Genomic DNA, 20,243 nt, shown 5'->3' with positions numbered 1-20,243 from the left:
CGGCGCCCGGCGCTAGACCCGCCGCAGCAGGTACGTGTCCATGATCCAGCCCTTGCGGGCGCGGGCCTCGCGGCGGACCGCGTCGATCTCGTCGACGACCTTGCCGAGGCGGCCGGCGACGAGCAGCTCGTCCGGGGTGCCGAGGTACGCGCCCCAGTAGATGTCGATGTCCTCGTCGCGGTACGCACGGCAGGCGAGGTCCGCGTCGAGCATCACGACGACGTCCTCGCACCCGTCGGGCCAGCCTGCGGCGAGGCGCCGCCCGGTCGTGATGTGGACCGGCCCGGCGACCCGGTTCAGCATGATCCGGTGCCGGGCGGTGAGCGCCTGGACGCTGGTGATGCCGGGGATGACCTCATAGTCGACGGCCACGTTGCCCCGGGCGGCGATCGTGTCCAGGATGCGGATCGTGCCGTCGTACAACGCCGGATCCCCCCAGGCGAGGATGCCGACGACGCCCTCCTCGGCCAGCAGCGCCTCCTCGATCAGCCGGGCCCGCTCGTCGCGCCAGTCCCGCACCGCGCCCTCGTAGTCCGCGGCGGTCCGGTCGCGGGGCGGGTCGGCGATGACCACCGTCCGGAACGGCCGCCGCGTGGCGAACCGCTCGCAGATCGCCCGCCGCGCCTCCGTCAGGTCCGCGGTCGTGTCGCCCTTGTCGAGGACGAAGAACACGTCGACCGCGTTCATGGCGTCGACCGCCTGCACGGTGACGTGGTCCGGGTCGCCCGCGCCGATTCCGATGATCAGTACCTTTCGCACCGGCCCATGATGTCAGGCGGCGCGGGCCGTTCTGCATGATGGACCGATGACGCAGGACCGGTGGAACGAGGTCATGACGCTGCTCGTGGAGGCGGTCCCGCCGGGGCCCGCGACCGTGGTGGTCGACGGCACCGACGAGCGGACCGGCCAGGTGGCTGACCGCCTGATGACGGCGCTGCGCTCGGCCGGCCGCCCTTCCACCCGCCTGCCGCCCGCTTCCGGGGCGGTGCCGCCGGCTTCCGGGGCGGTGCCGCCGGCTTCCGGGGCCGGCTTCCGGGGCGGTGCCGCCGGCTTCCGGGGCGGTGCTGGTCGCCGACGGGTCCGGCGCGCGGGACAGCCCGCCGGCCGGCGGCTGGGACGTGGTCGTCTGGTTGCGCACGTCACGCCGGCAGCACGCCGCCGACGGCACCAGGGGCGATACCGCGGACGTCGTCGTCGACCTGCACGACCCCGAGTGGCCGGTGATCCGGCACCTCGCCGCGCGGCTCCTGCCGCACCACCGGTGGCACCTGGCGGAGTCCCGGGCGTTCTTCGGCGTCCGCGCCGACACCTGGGACGCGAAGTTCGGCGACGACCTGCCCGCGTACGCCGCCGCGGTCGAGGCCGCGGCCCTGCCGCCGGGCGGGGTCGTGCTCGACGCCGGCTGCGGCACCGGCCGCGCCCTGCCCGCGCTGCGCGCCGCCGTCGGCCTGGCCGGGACCGTCATCGGGCTGGACCACACGCCGCAGATGCTCGCCAAGGCCCGCGAGAAGGGCAACCGCGGTCTCGTGCTCGCCGACGCGGGCCGCCTGCCGTTCGCGGACGGCAGCCTCGACGCCGTGTTCGCCGCGGGGCTCGTCATGCACCTGCCGGACCCCGTCGACGGGCTCCGCGAGCTCGCCCGGGTCATCAGGACCGGCGGGCGGCTGGTGCTCTTCCACCCGACGGGCCGCGCCGCGCTCGCCGCCCGCCACGGCCGGGTCCTGCGCCCGGACGAGCCCCTCGCCGAGGGCCCGCTGACCGCGGCGGCCGCCCGGTCAGGCTGGCGGCTCACCGGCTACGACGACGCCCCCGGCCGTTTCCTGGCCCTGGCCGACCGCACGACCTGACGGTTTCGCGGTCTCAGCGTCCCAGGGTCGACTCGCGCCCGGCCACCGCGAGCAGGCCACGGCCGACCAGGAACCGCCTGGCCTCGGCGGCCTCGGCGGGCGGCAGTTGCGTCCACGGCAGCACCAGCGGGTTGATCCCGGCGACCGTCACGATCCAGAACTCCGGCGTCTCCCGCACCGCCTGCACCGACTCCCACCGGTACCCGACGTTGAGGCTCCTGGTGTGCGCCTGCACGTCGACGTCGGTCAGCTCGTACGTCGCCGTCTCCCCGAGAATCCCGGTCCTGGCCTGCGCCGCGGCCCGCGACACCAGCCACGGGAAGCACAGCAGCCCGGCCCCGAGCGCGACCGGCGCCGCCCCCGACGGAATGTCATTGACGAACATCACCACACCGATGGCGGCGACGACCGCGCCGAGGATGGACAGGCGCAGCAGCTTCCCGCCCATCGTGGTCTGAATGGCACGACGGGCGCGAGCCTGGTCCGGCTCGACCGTGAAGCTGATGTGCATCGTTCTCCCCCCGTCGCCGCGCACACCGTACACCGGTGCGGTCCGCGCGACGGGGCACGGTCGCGTCCTCCCGGACGGAACCGGGCCGGTTCAGATGCCGTCGGTGGCCGACCCGACCGTCCAGTAGACGCGGTTGTAGTCCTCCAGCTCCAGCTGCTCACCGGAGGCCGCGACCCGGTACGTCGTCACCCCGCAGTTGGCCGGCGTCTGCCCCTCCGGCCAGCGCTGCGCCTGCTGATACCCCCACCGCTCCAACAGGAACCTGAAGCACCGCAACGTCCCGCCGTGCGTGACCACCATGATCTTCTGCCCCGCCCTGTCCCGGAACAGCGTGTCCAGAAACGTGTGCACCCGCCCGGTCACATCGGCGAGACTCTCCCCACCGGGCGGCCGCGCCATGAACCCGCCGAACGTGTGCCAGTACTCGTTCAGCCACGGAAACGCCGCCTCGGCCTCAGCGGTCGTCATGTCGTACGCGAACCCGGGGTCACGCTCACGCACGAACAGGTTGGTCCGCAGCCGCATCCGTTCCCGCTCCTGCGCCGTGTACGCCCCGAGCAAACCCTCCGCGGTCTGCACAGTCCTCGCGTAGCCACTCGTGTACACGTAGTCGAACACCCCGAACCGCTCCCGGATCGCGTGCCCCGTCTGCTCCGCCTGCTTGCGCCCATCAGCGGTCAGCTCGATGAGATGATCGGGCACCCCCCGCACCACCTGCCGCGCCGCGTCATCAGCGAAGTACACACTGCCCTTCTTCGCCTGATTCCGTGCCGACTCGGCATGCCGCACGAGCACCAGTAACGCCGGACGCTTCGTCAACGTATTCCTCCTCAGCGGCCTTCGGCCGGACCGTAGCGACCTTCACCCCCTCGACTGTCCCACCACCACGCACCTCCCACCGACGGCGACCAACCCGGATGAACGGGTTCACTGTCGAGAACGGCACACGCCCGTCCCGTGATCACGGAAAGGGGTCAGCGTCGACGCCAGCCGGGAACTGCACACACCGGGACGGCGACCTGCGCCGCAGGACCGTGCCCGCCCCCCACCTGGACACAGGCGCTGGAACGGCCACGTGGGGGTATGCACCCGTGGGCAGCACGCCTACTGCCACAACACGGCAGAAGGTTGCTGCAACCCACCGCGTCGCCCTGCGGCCACGGAATCCGGTCGGGTCGGGACACCCAGGATGCTGCGGACTACGACTCATGCTGCTCGACCGACACCTGGAGCAACACGACCTCGACCACGTCGATGAATGGACTGTCTCGCCGTCAGCGGTGCTCAACCCAGTCCTGTGAGACGGCACACGGAACTCCCGCAGCACGACACGCAGAGAGCCCTGCACCACGGCGCCACGCAGGCCACGATCCCCTGCCGGCGGAAGCCAGTCCGGCCCGGGCACCCGGGGTCGCTGCGGACACGCCTCGTGCTGCTCGATCGGGGCCTGGATCAGCGCGACATCGGCCACTTCGACGAACGGAGCCGTCTCCGCAGCGACCGCGATGGCGCTCAACCCAGGCTGCGGCGACCTGCGCGGCGAGACGCTCGTCCTGCGACACGGCCCCGCTGAAGCCCTGCACCACGGCGCCGCGCTGGCCGGGGTGCGCTGCCGGACACGCGGCGGCGGAAGCCGATCCGGCCAGGAAACCGGGAGTCGCTGCCGGACCACGACTCAGGCCGCTCAACCGGCGCCTGGATCAACACGACCTCGACCACCTCGACGAACGGAATCGTCTCCGCAGCGGCGGCGATGGTGCTCAGTAACACACCACGGCGCCTCGCTGGCCGGGGTGCGCTGCCGGACACGCGGCGGCGGGAGCCGAGCCGGCCAGGAAACCGGGGGTCGCTGCCGGACTACGACTCGTGCCGCTCGACCTTCGCCTAGAGCAATACGGCCTCGACCACCTCGACGAACCGAATCGTCTCCGCGGCAACGACGACGGCAGCGACGGCGGCGGCGCGCAACCCCAGACCGCGGCGACCTGCGCGGCGAGACGCTCGTCCTGCGACACGGCCCCGCTGAAGCCCTGCACCACGGCGCCGCGCTGGCCGCGATGCTCTGCCGGACGCGCGGCGGCGGAAGCCGGTCCGGCCCGGGACACCCGGAGTTGTTGCGGGTTACGACTCGTACTGCTCGATCGGGGCCTGGATCAGCGCGACGTCGGCCACCTCGATGAACGGGATCGTCTCGCCGTTGACCGTGTCCTTCACCTGGCGGCCCGTGTAGCCGCCGGTGACCCGCAGCCACTGCTCGTCGTGCAGGTCGTCGGGCAGCTGGCCCGACAGGGCGACCTTGACCGGCCGGGCGTCGGCGGCGCAGCAGCTGACCATCATGCGGGCCAGCAGCCAGGTGCCTTCGGGCCCTCGCATGGCGAACCCGATGAGCTCGATGCGGCGCTCGCCCAGCGACACCCCGCGGTCGAAGACGGCCCTGGACGCGTAGTCGAGCATGGTCAGCCTGACCGGGTCGCCGGCGGGCAGCGGCGCGAAGTCGGACTTCTCGACCAGAGCCGAGCCGGACCGGCCGGCCGCATACGACCCGAGCGCCGGCGGTGCGACCAGCAGCAGCCCGAGCACCGGGGCGAGCAGCAGCCAGGCGACCTTCGGCCCGCCGGGGCCGTGCCCGTGCCCGTCGTCGAGGTGGGCGTCACCGTCGCCGTGGTCGTGCCCGTCGTGGTCATGCCCGTCGTGGTCCTGCCCGACGTGGTCGCCCGGGCCGGCAGCGTCTGCCTGCCCGGCGGTGGCCGCAGCTCCGCCGCCCACTGCGGACCCGGCGGGCACCGCCGGACCGCCGCCCGTCGCGGGCCTGCCGGCCGGTGCGGGCGAGGCGGGGCGCAACTCGTACCAGAGAGAGAACAGCCCGGCGATGACCAGGATCGCCCCGGCCAGGACGAGATAGGGCTGGAGACCCGGTTTGACGTAGTTGAGGTATTGGTCGGTGAGGCTGGCGCGCAGCACCGCTCCCCCGACGAGCAGCAGGATGACGGCCTGCGCCTGCCTGTTCACAACAGCACCGTCCCGACCACCGCGGACACCCCGATCGCGAGCACGAACGTCGCCGGCGCGAACCGCAGCGCGAACCCGCGCCCGAAGATGCCGGCCTGCATGGCGAAGAGCTTCAGGTCGATCATCGGACCGACGACCATGAACGCCAGCCGGGCGGTCATGGAGAACTGGGTCAGCGAGGCGGCGACGAACGCGTCGGCCTCCGAGCAGATGGACAGCAGGACGGCAAGCAGGCCCAGCACGACGATCGCGATCACCGGGTCGGCGGCGAGCTGCGACAGCCACGACTTCGGCACGACGACGCCGATGACGGCGGCCGACGCGGCGCCGATGACCAGGAACCCGCCGGCGTGCAGCACGTCGTGACGGACGCTGGCCCAGAACGCCGGCCACTTGTCCATCCCGTCCAGGTGCGCCCGTGACGGCATCTTGAGCCAGCTGCCCTTGCCGAACGCCTGCCACAGCCAGCCCATCAGGCACGCGACGACGAGGCTGGCCAGGGCACGGGCGATGACGACCCGCGGCTGGCCGGGGAACGCGACCGCGGTCGAGACCAGCACGATCGGGTTGACCGCCGGCGAGGCGAGCAGGAACGCGAACGCGGCCGCGGGCGTGACACCGCGGCGGACCAGGGCGCCGGCGACCGGCACCGACGCGCATTCGCAGCCGGGCAGCACGACCCCGGCGACGCTGGCGGTCGGCACGGCGAGCGCCGGATGCTTCGGCAGCGCCTTGGCGAAGAACGACGGCGGCACGAACACCGCGATGACCGCCGACAGCACGACCCCGAACACCAGGAACGGGATCGCCTGGGTCATCACGGACACGAACACCGTCAGCCACGTCTGCAACGCGGGTGCCGACAGGGAGTCGGTGAGGGGGCCTCGGAACAGCACCACCACGACGAGCAGCGCGGCGAGCACCTCGACCGAGCCGATCCTGCGCCGCCGCGGTCTGGCGGCGGCGGCCGGCGGGTCCGACTGCTGGGTCAACGTCACGCCTGGAGGCTACCGTTCCGGTATGACAGTTCGGCGAAGCGCATGAGCCACGCACCCGAATTCGACACCGCCGCGTGCGCGCTGGCGCACGGCGCGATCCAGCCCGCCGCCGACGGCCGGGCCCTGGTGGCGGTGTTCGACTCCCCCGTCGCCACGCACCTGCTGCACTTCGCGGCCACGCTGGGCTACCGGGTGGCCCTCGCGGAGCCCGGCCTGGACGACGTCACCGTCGATGCCGGGACCGACGTCGTCGTCACCGACCACGACCGCCCCGAGCTGGGGGTGGTGCTGCGTGACGCCCTCAGGACGCCGGCCCGCTGGATCGGTGTGATGGGCAGCCCGCGGCACGCCGGCCCGCACGTCGCAGCGCTGCGCGAGCTCGGCGTGGAAGAGGACGAGATCGCGCGGGTGCACCGCCCGATCGGGCTCAACATCGGCTCGAAGACGCCGGCGGAGATCGCGCTCGCGACCCTCGCCGGCCTCCTCGCGGACCGTAACGGCCGCCCTGGCGGCCATACGTTCTAAGGCGTGTTTGGTCAGTGGATGCCGGGCTTGAGGCGGACCCAGGCACCAAACATGCCTTAGCAGCCGGGCAGGCGCTCGATCAGGTACGTCTCGACCTGGTCCAGCGACACCCGCTCCTGCGTCATCGTGTCGCGGTCGCGGACCGTGACGGCGTTGTCGTTGAGCGTCTCGAAGTCCACCGTCAGGCAGTAGGGCGTGCCGATCTCGTCCTGCCGGCGATACCGGCGGCCGATGCCCTGCGCGTCGTCGAAGTCGACGGTCCAGCGCTTGCGCAGCCGCTTGGCGAGGTCCCGGGCCTTCGGCGACAGGTCCGCGTTGCGCGACAGCGGCAGCACGGCCGCCTTGACCGGCGCGAGCCGCTTGTCGAAGCGCATGACCGTGCGCTTGTCGACGCTGCCGCTGGTGTTCGGCGCCTCGTCCTCGTCATACGCCTCGAGCAGGAACGCGAGGACCGCGCGGGTGAGACCGGCGGCGGGTTCGATGACGTAGGGGACCCAGCGCTCCTTCTTGTCCTGGTCGAAGTAGGACAGGTCGACACCGGAGTGCTTGGAGTGCGTGGTCAGGTCGAAGTCGGTGCGGTTGGCGATGCCTTCGAGCTCGGAGAACTCCTGGCCACCGAAGCGGAAGCGGTACTCGATGTCGACGGTGCGCTTCGAGTAGTGCGACAGCTTCTCCTTCGGGTGCTCGTAGAAGCGGAGGTTGTCGGCGGACAGGCCGAGGTCGAGGTACCAGTTCCAGCGCTCCTGGAGCCAGTACTCGTGGGCCTCCTCGTCCTTGCCGGGCTCGACGAAGTACTCCATCTCCATCTGCTCGAACTCGCGCGTGCGGAAGATGAAGTTGCCGGGGGTGATCTCGTTGCGGAAGCTCTTGCCGACCTGCGCGATGCCGAACGGCGGCTTCTTGCGCGCGGCGCCCTCGATGTTCTTGTAGTTGATGAAGATGCCCTGCGCGGTCTCGGGCCGCAGGTAGTGCAGGCCCTCATCGTTCTCGACGGCGCCCAGGTAGGTCTTCATCAGGCCGTTGAACATGCGCGGCTCGCTGAACGTGCCCTTGTTGCCGCAGTTGGGGCAGTTGATCTCGCCGAGGGCGAAGGGCTTGTCGGCGCCGTGCTTCTCGACGAACGCCTCTTCGAGGTGGTCCGCTCGGAACCGCTTGTGGCAGGACGCGCATTCGGTCAGCGGGTCGACGAACGCGTCGACGTGGCCGGAGGCGACCCACACGTCCCGGGAGAGGATGACGGCGGAGTCCAGGCCGACGATGTCGTCGCGCTGCTGGACCATGGTGCGCCACCACTGACGGCGCACGTTGTCCTTGAGCTCGACGCCGAGGGGGCCGTAGTCCCAGGCGGAGCGGGTGCCCCCGTAGATCTCGCTGGACGGGAAGACAAAGCCGCGGCGCTTCGCGAGGCTGACGACGGAATCGATGCGATCTGCGGCCATGGTTCCTCCTCGGCCTCACGGCGACTGGCTGTCGGCAAGGCGGGTGTCGGGTGCTGAAAGGTCGGTCAAGACGGGCAAACCGTCAACGTCCACATCGACGGTACGGTTACGCCCGGGCGAGCCGCACCAGATTATCCGCAGTGCCGCGGGGTGGGATCAGTCGACCCCTCCGCAGATCACCCACCGGGTCGTCTGCTGCAGCATGGTGAACGTCATCACGGACTCACTCTGCCCCCGGCGCTTCACCGTCGCCGGGACCTGCAGGAGGTTCACGTCGACCTCGTCCTCGTGCACGGTGAAGCTGGTGACCTCGGATCCGCCGTAGTGGTCCTCATACCAGGCGACGGTGTGGGTGCGCTGCTGCTCGGGGCACAGCTGGGCGCGGGCCGTGTCGTAGTCCTGTGCCCGCATCGCGGTGAGGTAGTCGTCCACGACGCTGGCCAGCTGCGAGCGGGCGACGCCTTCCAGGCCGGCGAGCAGGAACCCGCCGCCGAGCACGCCGCCGATGCAGCACAGCACCAGGACGAGACCGCCGATGCCGAGGCCGATCCACAGGCCGCGCATGTCCCGGTCACGGGGCGGCGCCGCGAACGGCGTCACCACACCGGGGCCGGGTGGCGGCGCCGGCACCTCGGTCGGCGAGGGCATCATGCCCCCAACATTAGCCAACTACGCCCGGTCGCTCTCGGTGACCGTGAGCGCGCCGCCCGGGGCTACCTCGGCGAGCTCCTCGAACGCGGACGGCTCGTCGAGGGACTGGGCGAGCAGCGGCGTGGCGTACATCTTCACGTCGAAGGCCGACAGCGCCCGCCGGTAGGCACCCACCGACTGCCACTCGGTCACGATGCTCCAGTGCGCCGGGTCGTCGAACGCGCGGGCCAGGCGGCCGCGGAGATACCCTGGGCAGGCCGCGAGGGCGCCGAGCGCGGTGTGCGCGCGCTCCACGAACCCTTCGTCGCCGCCGTCCAGCACGAACCTTGTCACCACCAGCATGCCGCGAGCATACGGACCCGAGGAGCCCACCCGAGATGACCCAGCGTGTTCTGACCCGGCTGGGCCGGATCAGCCCGACGGCCGCGTTCCTCGGCGTCGGCGTGCTCGTGTTCGTGGCACTGGTCCTGCCCGGCGCCCTGGGCGGTCTCATACTGCTCGCCCTGGCCGCCGGCGCCGGGTGGCTGCTCGCCCAGACGTGGCGGGCGCATCCGCCGCGGGCGCGGGTGATCCGGCTGTCCATCCTGGCCCTCGTCGTGCTCCTGGCCGTTGCGAAGCTCACCTGAACCGTCGCCAAGCTCACCTGAAGTTGACAACGATTCCCATTATCGGGCACGCTCGGAGCGTGGTACTTGAGGTGGACCGGGCCGTCGTCGCCTACGACGGGCGGCCGGTGCTGGACGGCGTGTCCCTGCGGGTCGACCCCGCGGAGGTCGTGGCGATCCTCGGCGCCAACGGATCCGGCAAGTCCACCCTGGTGAAGTCGGCGCTGGGTCTGGTACCCCTCGCGGAAGGCGAGGTCCGCCTCTTCGGCACGCCGCTCAAGCGTTTCCGCTCGTGGCACCGGCTCGGCTACGTCCCGCAGCGCGTCGGCGCCGGCAGCGGCGTCCCCGCCACTGTCGGTGAGGTCGTCGCCGAAGGCCGCCTCGCACGGCGGGGCTTCCTGCGTTTCCCGTCCGGCGCCGACCGGCGCGCGGTCGAGGAGGCGCTCACCGCCGTCGGCCTCGCCGACCGCGCCCGGGAGCCCGTGTCCGTGCTGTCCGGAGGGCAGCAGCAGCGGGTCCTCATCGCCCGCGCCCTCGCCGGCGCGCCCGAGCTGCTGGTCCTGGACGAGCCGACGGCCGGGGTCGACGCCGCCAGCCAGGAGGCGTTCGCCGCGTGCCTGCACCGCTTCGTCGGCCAGGGCGGCACCGTCGTCTTCGTGGCGCACGAGCTCGGCCCGCTGCGGCCCCTGATCACCCGCGCGGTCGTCGTGCACCACGGCGAGATCATCCACGACGGGGCACCCCCGGAGCCCGCCGGCCACCACGCCGAGCCCGGCCACGACCACGTCCACCCCCACGCCGCCGTCGAGGCGCCCGGCCTCCTGGGCAGCACATGAGCGGCCCGGAGCGCAGCGGAGTGGCCGCTCATCGGCATGGCAGGTTCAGCTCGGGCCGATGCCGGAGCGCAGCGGAGGTGGCGGCATGAGCATCTTCGCGTACGACTTCATGATCCGCGCCCTCGTCGGTGCGCTGATCACCGGCGCGTCGGCGCCCGCCATCGGCATCTACCTCGTCCAGCGGCGGCTGTCACTCATCGGCGACGGCCTCGGCCACGTGGCGCTCACCGGCGTCGGGTTCGGCCTGCTGCTGCACCAGTCCCCCGTGCTCATGGCGGTCGTCGCCGCCGCCCTCGGCGCGGTCGTCATCGAGCTCGTCCGCGAACGCGGCAAGACCTCCGGCGACGTCGCCCTCGCCATGCTGTTCTACGGCGGCATCTCCGGCGGCGTCATCCTCGTCAACCTGTCCGACGAGCAGAGCAACCGCAGCCTCGTCACGTACCTCTTCGGCTCACCGCTGACGACGAGCCGGCAGGACCTGACGGTGATGCTCATCCTCGGCTGCGCGGTCCTCGCCGTCGCCGTCCTGCTCCGGCCGTGGCTCTTCGCCGTCTGCCACGACGAGGAGTACGCGCGGGTGTCCGGCCTGCCGGTCCGCGCCCTGAACCTCGTCCTCGCCGTGACGACCGCGGTCACCGTCACCGTGGCCATGCGTGCCGTCGGGTTGCTGCTGGTCAGCGCCCTCATGGTGGTACCGGTGGCGACCGCGCAGCAGATCACCCGCGGTTTCAAGATGACGATGCTCGTCGCGGTCCTGCTCGGCCTCACCGTCTCCGGCGGCGGCATCTGGATCTCCACCGCCGCCGACACCGGCCCCGGCGCGACCGTGGTCCTCCTCGCGATCGCCGGCTTCTTCACCGTCACCGTCGGCATGTCCACGTGGCGGGCGGTCCGGCGCCGCACGAGACCGAAACCGGCGGTCGTGGACCGCACCACACCCGAGGTGGTGCTCGACCGTGTGGACCATGGTTACTGACAACGGTTACCGTTGCGCATATGTCGAGCATTGAGGGTTACGAAGCGGCCGGCGAGCTGTTGCGTGCCCTCGCCGCCCCGCTGCGCATCCGCATCGTGACCGAACTCGCCGACGGTCCCCGCTGCGTCCACGAGCTCGTCGACACCCTCGGCGCGCCGCAGCCGCTGGTCTCGCAGCACCTGCGGGTCCTGCGCGGCGCGGGCGTCGTGCGGGGTTCGCGGCGCGGGCGGGAGATCGCGTACGCGCTGACCGACGACCACATCGCCCACATCGTCGCCGACGCCGTCTCCCACGCCCGGGAGAGCAACAGCCACTGACGCCACAGTGCGCGCACAGCGTCGGTCCGTCAGGCTTGAACGGTGAAGCTCTATGCCGACCGTGCCCCCACCGCCCTGCGGCAGTTCCTCACCGACGTGTTCGTGGTCGTGTGGATCTACGTCTGGGTCAGGCTGGGATTGATGCTGTTCGACCTCATCCAGAAGCTGGCGGTGCCCGGGCAGAAGCTCGAGGGCGCCGGGAACGGCCTCGCCGACAACCTCAAGGGAGCCGGCGACAAGATCAACGGTGTGCCGGGCGTGCCGGACTCGGTCGCCGCCCCGTTCAACAGCGCCGCGGACGCGGCCAGGTCACTCGCCGACGCGGGCCGCCAGCAGCAGGAGATCATCAACGACCTGGCCTGGATCCTGGCGGTGATGCTGATCGGGTTCACGGTCTCGGCGGTCGTGCTCGTGTGGCTGCCGCTGCGGATCCGGTGGATGCGGCGGGCAGGCTCCGCGACAAGGATGCGCAACGCGACCGCCGGCCGGGACCTGCTGGCGCTGCGGGCGCTGGCGACGCAGCCGCTGGGCAAGCTGGTGAAGATCGACCCGGACATCGCGGCACTGTGGCGCAAGGGCGACAAGCAGGCGGTCGAGGCCCTCGCCAGCCTGGAGCTGCGCAGCCTCGGCCTGCGGTGACGAGCGGTGGCCCCACCGGAACCCGGCGGGGCCACCCACGTTCAGCAGGGTAAACTACGGTTGGTGACGGCGTCGGAGATCAATTGGATCCGGCCGGGTAGTGTCAGAAGCAGCCAGCGACACACCCCACCACGACGACCTCAGAACCGGCGGCGGACGTCCTCGGCGGCCGACTCGCCCGGCTCCCATGAGGCCAGCCAGGGCCCCGCGGGCGCGGGCGGGATGATGCCGTCCTCCAGGGACAGGTATCTGCCGGCGATGACCCGCTTCGCCGCCGCGGTCTCGATCGCGTCGGCGTTGTCCCACAGGTCGCGGAACAGCGCCTCGGCGCGCAGGGTCGCCTGACGGCAGAACAGGTCGGCGAGCTCCACGCCCTCGGGCCGGCCCTCCTGCTCGCTGCGGGCCTTGACGCAGGCGGCGGACATGGCGAACAGTTCCGCGCCGATGTCCACGATGCGGCCGAGGAAGCCCTGCTTGTGTTCGAGCTTGCCCTGCCAGCGGGCCATGGCGTAGAAGGTCTCGCGGGCCAGGCGGCGGGAGGAGCGCTCGACGTAGCGCAGGTGCTGGGCCAGGGGGCCGAAGGCGCCGAAGCCGGAGGGGAGCTGGCCCTTGCCGGCGACCAGGGTCGGCAGCCACTTGGCGTAGAAGCCGCCGGCCTTGCCCGCGGCCTTGGCCTTCGCGCCGAGGCCGGCGTCGGGGTCGATGATGTCGCCGGCGACGGAGAGGTGCGCGTCGACGGCTTCGCGGGCGATGGCGAGGTGCATGATCTCGGTCGAGCCCTCGAAGATGCGGTTGATCCGCAGGTCGCGCAGGATCTGCTCGGCGGGGATCGGGCGTTCGCCACGGGCGGCGAGGGACTCGGCGGTCTCGTAGCCGCGGCCGCCGCGGATCTGGACGAGTTCGTCGGCGACCTTCCAGGCCAGTTCGCTCGCGTACAGCTTGACCAGCGCCGCCTCGATGCGGATGTCGTTGCGGTCGTCGTCGGCGAGGCGGCAGGACAGCTCCAGCATCGCCTCCATGCCGTACGTGGAGCCGGCGATGAACGCGATCTTCTTCGCGATGGCCTCGTACGTGCCGATCGGGCGGCCCATCTGGACGCGTTCGGCGGCCCATTCGCGGGCGACGTTGAGGCACCACTTGCCGGCGCCGACGCACATCGCGGGCAGGGACAGCCGGCCCGTGTTGAGGGTGCTCAGCGCGATGCGCAGGCCCTGGCCCTCGCCGCCGATGACGTTGGCAGCGGGCACCCGTACGTCATGGAAACGGGTCACGCTGTTCTCCAGGCCGCGCAGGCCCATGAACGCGTTGCGCCGCTCGATCGTCACGCCCGGGGCGTCGCCTTCGACCACGAACGCGGTGATGCCGCCGCGGTGACCTTCGCGCTTCGGTACCAGCGCCATCACGACGAACAAGGTGGCGAGCGTGCCGTTCGTGGCCCACAGCTTGACCCCGTTGAGCAGGTAGTCGCCGTCGTCGGTGGGCACGGCCGAGGTGCGCAGGTTCGCCGGGTACGAGCCGACCTCGGGCTCGGTCAGCAGGAACGCGGACACCTCACCGCCGGCGAGCCGGGGCAGGAACTGCTGCTTCTGCTCGTCGGTGCCGACGAGCTTCAGCGGCTGCGGGACACCGATCGACTGGTGCGCCGACAGCAGCGCGCCGATCGACGGGTTCACCGAGCCGACGAGGGCCAGGGCCCGGCAGTAGTCGAGGTTGGACAGGCCGAGGCCGCCGTACTTCGGGTCGATCTTCATCCCGAACGCCCCGAGCGCGCCGAGGTCGCGCAGCACGTCGTCGGGAATGCGGGCGTCGCGTTCGATCTGCTGGCCGTCGACGCCGGCGAGGTACTCCCGCAGCTTGTCGCGGAATTCCTGCCCTTCCGCAGCGCGCGTGTCGGCGGGCGGTGGGTCGATCAGGTCGAGGCGGAACCGGCCGAGGAACAGCTCCTTGCCGAAGCTCGGCTTGCGCCATTCCGTCTCGCGGCTGGCTTCGATGACTTTCCGGGCCTGTCGTTCCGTGTGAACCGAAGCGTCAGCGTGCGACGAAGCGTCGGCAACCTGCGTCATGCGGCACCCCCAGGTGTCAGTCCTGTCACACCAGGTTATTACCCGCGGGTAGCGCAAGCTATGCCCTGAACCAGACGATCACCGGAACCAGCTCACCGTGATTTTCGTGACCTGACACTCCAAGTCAACATCCTTCACTGTTACCGTCGGGAAACAACTGCACATCCGACAGGGGAGCGCACAGCGCTGAGAGTGCGGCGGCCGACAGAGGACGGCCGACGCAGACCCTCGAACCTGATCTGGGTAATGCCAGCGCAGGGAGCTCGGTCACCTCACGCAAGACGCTACGTCCAGGTTACCCAGGGCGTAGCGTCGCGTCTCCTTCTGGCTCACCCCCGAACCAGGAGGCACTTGCAATGGAAACCCGTTGGCGGACCGTCGACATCATCGTCGCCTCGGTCATCGCGGTGGCGTTCGCCGCCGTGTTCTACGCGTGGAACAACCTGTGGAACGCCATGGAGAGCGTCGCGCTGCCGTGGCGTGCCTTCATCTACGGCGTGTGGCTGATCCCGGGCGTACTCGGCCCGCTGGTCATCCGCAAGCCGGGCGCCGGGCTCTACACCGAGTTCGTCGCGGCGCTGGTCTCGGCCCTGTTCGGCTCGACCTGGGGTCTGGGCGTGCTGTTGTCCGGTCTGGTACAGGGTGTCGGCGGCGAGTTCGGCTTCGCGTTCACCGGGTACCGCAGCTTCAAGCTCGGCAATGCCCTCGTCGCGGGTGCCCTCGCGGGCGGCGGCGCGGCCCTGCTGGACCTCAACGTGTACTACGGCGCGTTCAGCAACACCGACAAGGCCCTGTACGCGGCGATCGTCATGGCCAGCGGCGCGGTCATCGCCGGCGCCGGCTCGTGGGCGCTGCAGCGGTCCCTGGCCACGACCGGCGTGCTGGACCGGTTCCCGTCAGGCCGCGAACGGGCAATCGTCTGAGCACGTGGCCACGGTCGAGTTCAAGGGGTTCGGGTGGCGGCACGCCGGGCGCAAGGCCTGGGCGGTCCGCCACTTCGACCTGCGGATCGAACACGGCGAGCGGGTGCTGCTCGCGGGTGCCTCCGGCGCCGGCAAGAGCACCCTGCTCGCCGCCCTCGCCGGCCTGCTCGCCGAGGACTCCGGCGAGCAGGAGGGCGAGGTCCTGGTCGACGGCGTGCCGGCCCGGCAGGCAAGGACCGGCACGGGGATCGTGTTCCAGGACCCACAGACGCAGCTGGTCATGAGCCGATGCGGCGACGACGTCGCGTTCGGCCTGGAGAACCGGGGCGTGCCGCGGGCCGAGATCTGGCCACGGGTCGACGCCGCCCTCGCCGCCGTCGGGTTCCCGTACGGCCGGGACCGCGACACGGCGGCACTGTCCGGCGGGGAGCAGCAGCGGCTCGCGATCGCCGGGGTGCTCGTGTCACGGCCGCACCTGCTGCTGCTCGACGAGCCGACCGCGAACCTCGATCCCGACGGTGCGCAGCTGGTACGGGCAGCGCTCGGCAAGGCGCTGCACGACGTCGACGCCACGATGATCCTGGTCGAGCACCGGCTCGAGGAGGCATTGACCCTGGTCGATCGGGTGGTGACGCTCGGCGAGGAGCAGCCGCCGCTGGTCGTGCCGGACCGCAGGGCACGCACCGCCCCGGGTGGTGTCCTGCTGACCGCGGAGCGGCTGGCGCTGCGGCACACGGGCAACGTGGTCGACGAGGTGGTCCATGCCGGTGAGGCCCTCGTCGTCGAAGGCCCCAACGGGGCGGGCAAGTCGACCCTGGCGCTGCTGCTCGGCGGCCTGACGAAACCGTCGCAGCCGGGCAGGGTGATCACGAGCGGCGAGCGGCGCCCGCCGCACCGCTGGCGGGCCGCGAAGCTCGCCGCGAAGATCGGTTCGGTGTTCCAGAACCCGGAGCACCAGTTCGTCACCTCGACCGTCCGCGGTGAGCTGCTGCTCGGCGGTGGCAGCGCCGGGGTCGTCGACGAGCTGCTGAGCCGGCTGCGCCTGGACCGGCTGGCGCTGGCGAACCCGTACACCTTGAGCGGCGGCGAACAACGCCGGCTCAGCGTCGCGACGGCCCTGGCGGCGGCCCCCGAGCTGCTGGTCCTCGACGAGCCGACGTTCGGCCAGGACCCGATGACATGGCGGGAGCTGGTCGATCTCCTGGCGGACCTGCGCGATGAGGGGCGCGGCCTGGTGATCGTGACCCATGACCGGGACCTGGTCGGGGCGCTCGGCGACCGGCGGCTGCGGCTGGAGCGCCGGCTCGGGTCGGAGCGCCAGCTCGGATCGGAGCACCGGCTCGGGTCAGAGCGCCGGCTCGGGTCAGAGCGCCGGCTCGGGTCGGAGCGCCGGCTCGGGTCGGAGCGCCGGCTCGGGTCGGAGCGCCGGCTCGGATCGGAGCGCCGGTGACCGCCTGGATCCGGGACCGGGACGCGACCGCGAAACTGCTCGCGGCGGCGCTGCTGACCGCCGCCGTGCTCAGCACCGTCGACCCGTTCGTCACGGCCGTCGCGATCGGCGTCGAGCTGGCGCTGCTGCCGCTGACCGGCCTGCGCCCGGCCGAGTTGTGGCGGCGCGGCTGGCCGCTGCTGCTGTCCGCGACCGTCGTGCTGGTCTTCACGGTGCTGCTCGGCGCGAAGGAGGGGCCGGTCGTCGGGACCGTCGCCGGGTTCGAGGTGCACGGGCCGGCGCTCGGGTACGCGCTGCGGCTGATCGCGATCGGGCTGCCCGGCTTCGTGGTGTTCGCGACGATCGACCCGACGGACCTCGCCGACTCGCTGATCGCGCACCTGAAGGTGCCGCCCCGGTTCGCGATCGGCGCCCTCGCGGCGTTCCGGCTGGTGCCGCTGCTCGCCGAGGAGTACCGGCTGATCCTGCTCGCCCGCCGGGCCCGTGGCATCGACGGCGGCTGGAACCCGGTCGCGCACCTGCGGCTGTTCGCGTCGGCGACGTTCGGGTTGCTGGTCGGCGCGATCCGGCGCGGGATCCGGCTGGCGACCGCGATGGAGGCCCGGGGCTTCGACCGCGGGCTGCCGCGCAGCAGTGCCCGGGAAGCCCGTTTCGGCTGGTCCGACGGATCGGTGGTCCTCGTTGGCGCGACCCTCGCGGCAGCATTGATCTTGCTGAAGTTCGTGCATACATAGCCACGTCGCTACCTGATGTTCGTTCGGGCGGTCGAGATTCCGGGGTGAGGACCATCGACCTGAACGGAGCCCCACACATGGGCCACGGCCACCACCATCACCACGAGGACATGCCGCTCGGCGGCGGCGACGTCCCCGCGGTGTTCGACGCCTCGATCCCCGACAGTGAGCTCTCCCCCGGCGACGTCTCCCGCCGTGGCTTCCTTCGCCGCGCCGGCCTGCTCGGTGCCGCGGCGGCGGCCGGTGGCGCGCTCGCCAATGCCGGTGTCGCCCACGCGCACGGCGACGACGAGGACCACGCCGGCTTCGACGGCTACGACCGGCACGGACACGGCCGCCCGCTGGGCAACGGCTACAAGTGGCTCGCCGGCGACCACCACATCCACACCCAGTTCTCCAGCGACGGCATGTACCGGGTCGGCGACCACGTGAAGCACGCCTCCGCGTACGGCCTGGACTGGATGGTCATCACCGACCACGGCAGCGTCCAGCACGCCAAGATCGGCGTGGAGAAGGTCAACCCGGGCATCCGCGCGGCCCGCGACGACTACAAGGACATGCTGGTCTTCCAGGGCCTGGAGTGGAACATCCCGGCCGCGGAGCACGGCACCGTGTTCGTGCACCCCGGCGCCAACGAGGTCGCGGTGCTGAAGGAGTTCGAGAACACCTTCGACGGCTCGGCCGTCGGCGCCGTCAACCCGGCGCTGGTCACCGAGGCGCTCGCCATCGCCGGCGTGAAGTTCCTCGGGGAGCAGGTCACGAAGCGGCGGGTCCAGGACGCGCTGTTCCTGGCCAACCACCCGGCCCGCAACGGCATCGACTCGCCGCACGAGATCCGCGGCTGGCGCGACGCCAACCCGCGCATCGCGATCGGCTTCGAGGGTGCCCCCGGCCACCAGGCCGCCGGCATCGCCAAGCCGAACGGCGGCGGCTCCGCCCGCGGCTTCTACGGCAACGCGCCCGGCGCCGCGTCGTTCCCCGGCTACCCCCTCGAGAGCTACCGCACGTGGGGCGGCTTCGACTGGATGACCTCCACCGTCGGCGGCCTCTGGGACAGCCTCCTCGCCGAGGGCAAGGCGTGGTGGATCAGCGCGAACTCGGACTCCCACGTCGTCTACGAGGAGACCGCGAAGCGCCCCGACAACAGCGACTTCAACACCAACGGGTTCCACTCCGACCCGGTGTACGGTCAGCCGACCAGCCTCACTCCCGGCGACTTCTGGCCCGGCTACTACAGCCGCACCCACGTCGGGTCGCGCAACTTCAGCTACGCCTCGGTCATGGACGGCCTGCGCGCCGGCCGTGTCTGGGTCGACCACGGCGGCCTGATCAGCGCCCTGGACGTGCAGGTCCGCGTCAAGGGCAGCTACGGCGGCGGCGTCACCCTCGGCGACTCCCTGGTGATCCGCCGCGGCCAGCGCGCCGAGCTCGTCATCAAGATCAATCTGGCGAACACGCCGAACTGGGCGAACTTCGTGCCGACCCTCGCCCGCGTCGACGTGATCAAGGGCGACGTGACGGGCGCCGTGGCCGACAAGGACACGCTCACCGCCCCGAACACCAAGGTCGTCAAGTCGTTCGAGGTCAACAAGTCGACCGGCACCGTCTCGTTCACGTACGACCTCGGCCAGGTCGACAAGCCGTTCTACGTGCGCCTGCGCGGCACCGACGGCAACCGCAGCGCCCCCGGGTACCACGGCGCGGCGGTCGACCCTGCCGGCCCGGCGATCGACGTCGTCGGCGACGCCGACCCGTGGAAGGACCTCTGGTTCTACGCGAACCCGATCTGGGTGCTCCCCCGGTAATGGGATTTCCCGACGTCAAGGCGGCCGACCACCACATCCAGGTGGGCGGCCGCCCCGCGTTCACGTACTTCGAGGCCGGCGAGGTCCGCGTCGGCTACGACGGCACCCCGCCGGAGGGCGCCCGGGCGGTGCCCTTCGCCGGCTGGGAGCAACTGACCGGCGTGGTGGCGGTGTCGACGGTCCTGGCCCAGTCCGCGATCGACAGCGTCGTCATCCTCGGCGGGCTGACCGCGGTGCCCGAGATGCTGATCGACACCGACGATTTCGTCCGGCCGATCTGGCGCGGCGGCGTGCTGACCCTGGTCACCCAGTTCGGCCGCGGCAGCGTCCTGATCCCGTTCGAGTCGGCCGCCCAGCGGCCGTGCTGCGAGGACCACTGAACCCGCTCGCCCAGGCACGCCCCGTGTGAACCAGCGTGCCCTTGGACGCCCGGCCCGGTGCGTCCAGAGACGGGCTCATGTGAACCCGCATGCCCAGGCACGGCCCGCACGTCCGGAGACGGGCCCGCCTGCAACCAGGGGTGGCCCGTCTTTGCGACCAGGGCCGCCCCGGCGCGGCCGGAGACGGCCGTGCGACCAGGCCGACGTGGTTCGGGCCATGCCGCGCGCCGCCTGGCCCGGCGCCTCGCCCGGCCTTGCGAGCGGGACGGCCGTGCGACCAGGCCGATGTGGTTCGGGCCATGCCGCGCGCCGCCTGGCCCGGCGCCTCGCCCGGCCTTGCGAGCGGGACGGCCGCGCGAGCAGGGACGGCGCCGCTACCGGGGACGCCGCCGTCTCTGCAATCAGCCCGCGACCAGCCCGCAACCAACCCTGCGACCAGGGTCGCCACCGTGCGGCCGAAGGTAGCCGGTGCGACCCCGAAGACACCCCACGCGGCCGAGGACCGCTGCGCTACCCAGGACCGCCCCGCTACCAG

20 protein-coding genes, 1 pseudogene and 1 riboswitch are annotated in these 20,243 nt (G+C 71.7%); of the genes and pseudogenes, 12 read left to right on the top strand and 9 right to left on the bottom strand.

Going from position 1 to position 20,243, the window contains the following annotated elements; all coding sequences use genetic code 11:
• Positions 1-12 precede the first annotated feature (12 nt).
• Positions 13-759 (bottom strand): precorrin-6A synthase (deacetylating), encoded by a 747-nt coding sequence (cobF, locus tag OHA72_RS17030; protein WP_327008795.1) that lies wholly within the window; start codon positions 757-759, stop codon positions 13-15.
• A gap of 281 nt (positions 760-1,040) precedes the next feature.
• Between cobF and OHA72_RS17025 the strand changes: the two genes are divergently transcribed.
• On the top strand, positions 1,041-1,847 hold the full coding sequence (locus OHA72_RS17025) for a class I SAM-dependent methyltransferase (RefSeq protein WP_327008794.1): 807 nt from the start codon (positions 1,041-1,043) through the stop codon (positions 1,845-1,847).
• A 13-nt stretch (positions 1,848-1,860) separates the two neighbouring features.
• On the opposite strand, the gene OHA72_RS17020 is transcribed toward OHA72_RS17025, so the two are convergent.
• The 4 genes from OHA72_RS17020 to OHA72_RS17005 all read right to left on the bottom strand — a co-directional run bounded on the left by OHA72_RS17020 (position 1,861) and on the right by OHA72_RS17005 (position 6,365).
• Positions 1,861-2,358, bottom strand: a complete 498-nt coding sequence (locus tag OHA72_RS17020; protein WP_327008793.1) for a YcxB family protein — start codon at positions 2,356-2,358, stop codon at positions 1,861-1,863.
• Between the two features lie 90 nt (positions 2,359-2,448).
• Positions 2,449-3,177 (bottom strand): histidine phosphatase family protein, encoded by a 729-nt coding sequence (locus OHA72_RS17015; RefSeq protein WP_327008792.1) that lies wholly within the window; start codon positions 3,175-3,177, stop codon positions 2,449-2,451.
• Positions 3,178-4,479: 1,302 nt separating this feature from the next.
• Positions 4,480-5,367, bottom strand: coding sequence for a TIGR03943 family putative permease subunit (locus OHA72_RS17010; protein WP_327008791.1), 888 nt, complete (start codon positions 5,365-5,367; stop codon positions 4,480-4,482).
• Positions 5,364-6,365 carry a permease gene (locus tag OHA72_RS17005; protein WP_327008790.1) on the bottom strand — a complete coding sequence of 334 codons (1,002 nt, stop codon included), beginning with the start codon at positions 6,363-6,365 and terminating at the stop codon, positions 5,364-5,366. Before OHA72_RS17005 ends, OHA72_RS17010 begins: the two co-directional genes overlap by 4 nt.
• 42 nt (positions 6,366-6,407) lie before the next feature.
• Here OHA72_RS17005 and OHA72_RS17000 point away from each other — a divergent pair, with 42 nt between their 5' ends.
• On the top strand, positions 6,408-6,890 hold the full coding sequence (locus tag OHA72_RS17000) for an XdhC family protein (RefSeq protein WP_327008789.1): 483 nt from the start codon (positions 6,408-6,410) through the stop codon (positions 6,888-6,890).
• A gap of 56 nt (positions 6,891-6,946) precedes the next feature.
• On the opposite strand, the gene OHA72_RS16995 is transcribed toward OHA72_RS17000, so the two are convergent.
• The 3 genes from OHA72_RS16995 to OHA72_RS16985 form a co-directional block, all read right to left on the bottom strand.
• A complete protein-coding gene (locus OHA72_RS16995) occupies positions 6,947-8,329 on the bottom strand; it encodes a glycine--tRNA ligase (RefSeq protein ID WP_327008788.1) in 1,383 nt (460 codons plus the stop codon).
• A gap of 156 nt (positions 8,330-8,485) precedes the next feature.
• A complete protein-coding gene (locus OHA72_RS16990; protein WP_327008787.1) occupies positions 8,486-8,980 on the bottom strand; it encodes an Rv0361 family membrane protein in 495 nt (164 codons plus the stop codon).
• 18 nt (positions 8,981-8,998) lie between these two features.
• Positions 8,999-9,322, bottom strand: a complete 324-nt coding sequence (locus tag OHA72_RS16985; protein ID WP_327008786.1) for an antibiotic biosynthesis monooxygenase family protein — start codon at positions 9,320-9,322, stop codon at positions 8,999-9,001.
• A 35-nt stretch (positions 9,323-9,357) separates the two neighbouring features.
• On the opposite strand from OHA72_RS16985, the gene OHA72_RS16980 reads away from it, so the two are divergent.
• From OHA72_RS16980 to OHA72_RS16960, 5 genes are all read left to right on the top strand, one after another.
• Positions 9,358-9,606 (top strand): DUF6703 family protein, encoded by a 249-nt coding sequence (locus OHA72_RS16980; protein ID WP_327008785.1) that lies wholly within the window; start codon positions 9,358-9,360, stop codon positions 9,604-9,606.
• 59 nt (positions 9,607-9,665) lie between these two features.
• Positions 9,666-10,421: a metal ABC transporter ATP-binding protein gene (locus tag OHA72_RS16975; protein WP_327008784.1), complete on the top strand. Its 756-nt coding sequence runs from the start codon at positions 9,666-9,668 to the stop codon at positions 10,419-10,421.
• An 85-nt stretch (positions 10,422-10,506) separates the two neighbouring features.
• Complete coding sequence (locus tag OHA72_RS16970; protein WP_327008783.1) at positions 10,507-11,397, top strand: metal ABC transporter permease; 891 nt, start codon at positions 10,507-10,509, stop codon at positions 11,395-11,397.
• A gap of 20 nt (positions 11,398-11,417) precedes the next feature.
• Entirely contained in the window at positions 11,418-11,714 is a 297-nt protein-coding gene (locus tag OHA72_RS16965) for an ArsR/SmtB family transcription factor (protein ID WP_327008782.1), read from the top strand.
• A gap of 42 nt (positions 11,715-11,756) precedes the next feature.
• The gene (locus OHA72_RS16960) at positions 11,757-12,353 is read left to right on the top strand and encodes a hypothetical protein (RefSeq protein ID WP_327008781.1); all 597 of its coding nucleotides are present in this window, start codon (positions 11,757-11,759) and stop codon (positions 12,351-12,353) included.
• Between the two features lie 140 nt (positions 12,354-12,493).
• Here OHA72_RS16960 and OHA72_RS16955 read toward each other — a convergent pair whose 3' ends face one another.
• Positions 12,494-14,416 (bottom strand): acyl-CoA dehydrogenase family protein, encoded by a 1,923-nt coding sequence (locus OHA72_RS16955; RefSeq protein WP_327008780.1) that lies wholly within the window; start codon positions 14,414-14,416, stop codon positions 12,494-12,496.
• A gap of 160 nt (positions 14,417-14,576) precedes the next feature.
• Positions 14,577-14,695: riboswitch (TPP riboswitch) on the top strand.
• A gap of 77 nt (positions 14,696-14,772) precedes the next feature.
• Here OHA72_RS16955 and OHA72_RS16950 point away from each other — a divergent pair.
• The 5 genes and pseudogenes from OHA72_RS16950 (at position 14,773) to OHA72_RS16930 (ending at position 19,708) form a co-directional block, all read left to right on the top strand.
• The gene (locus tag OHA72_RS16950; RefSeq protein WP_327008779.1) at positions 14,773-15,339 is read left to right on the top strand and encodes an ECF transporter S component; all 567 of its coding nucleotides are present in this window, start codon (positions 14,773-14,775) and stop codon (positions 15,337-15,339) included.
• 4 nt (positions 15,340-15,343) lie between these two features.
• Positions 15,344-16,636, top strand: a pseudogene (locus OHA72_RS16945) (ABC transporter ATP-binding protein); the annotation flags it as partial.
• 149 nt (positions 16,637-16,785) lie between these two features.
• Entirely contained in the window at positions 16,786-17,523 is a 738-nt protein-coding gene (locus OHA72_RS16940) for an energy-coupling factor transporter transmembrane component T family protein (RefSeq protein WP_327008778.1), read from the top strand.
• 77 nt (positions 17,524-17,600) lie between these two features.
• A complete protein-coding gene (locus OHA72_RS16935; protein ID WP_327008777.1) occupies positions 17,601-19,328 on the top strand; it encodes a PHP domain-containing protein in 1,728 nt (575 codons plus the stop codon).
• Positions 19,328-19,708, top strand: coding sequence for a hypothetical protein (locus tag OHA72_RS16930; RefSeq protein WP_327008776.1), 381 nt, complete (start codon positions 19,328-19,330; stop codon positions 19,706-19,708). Before OHA72_RS16935 ends, OHA72_RS16930 begins: the two co-directional genes overlap by 1 nt.
• Positions 19,709-20,243: the final 535 nt, after the last annotated feature.

Source organism: Dactylosporangium sp. NBC_01737 (assembly GCF_035963215.1).
Classification (GTDB): domain Bacteria; phylum Actinomycetota; class Actinomycetes; order Mycobacteriales; family Micromonosporaceae; genus Dactylosporangium.
The sequence above is the reverse complement of the archived record's forward strand: the minus strand, read 5'-3'. Positions and strand labels throughout refer to the sequence as shown.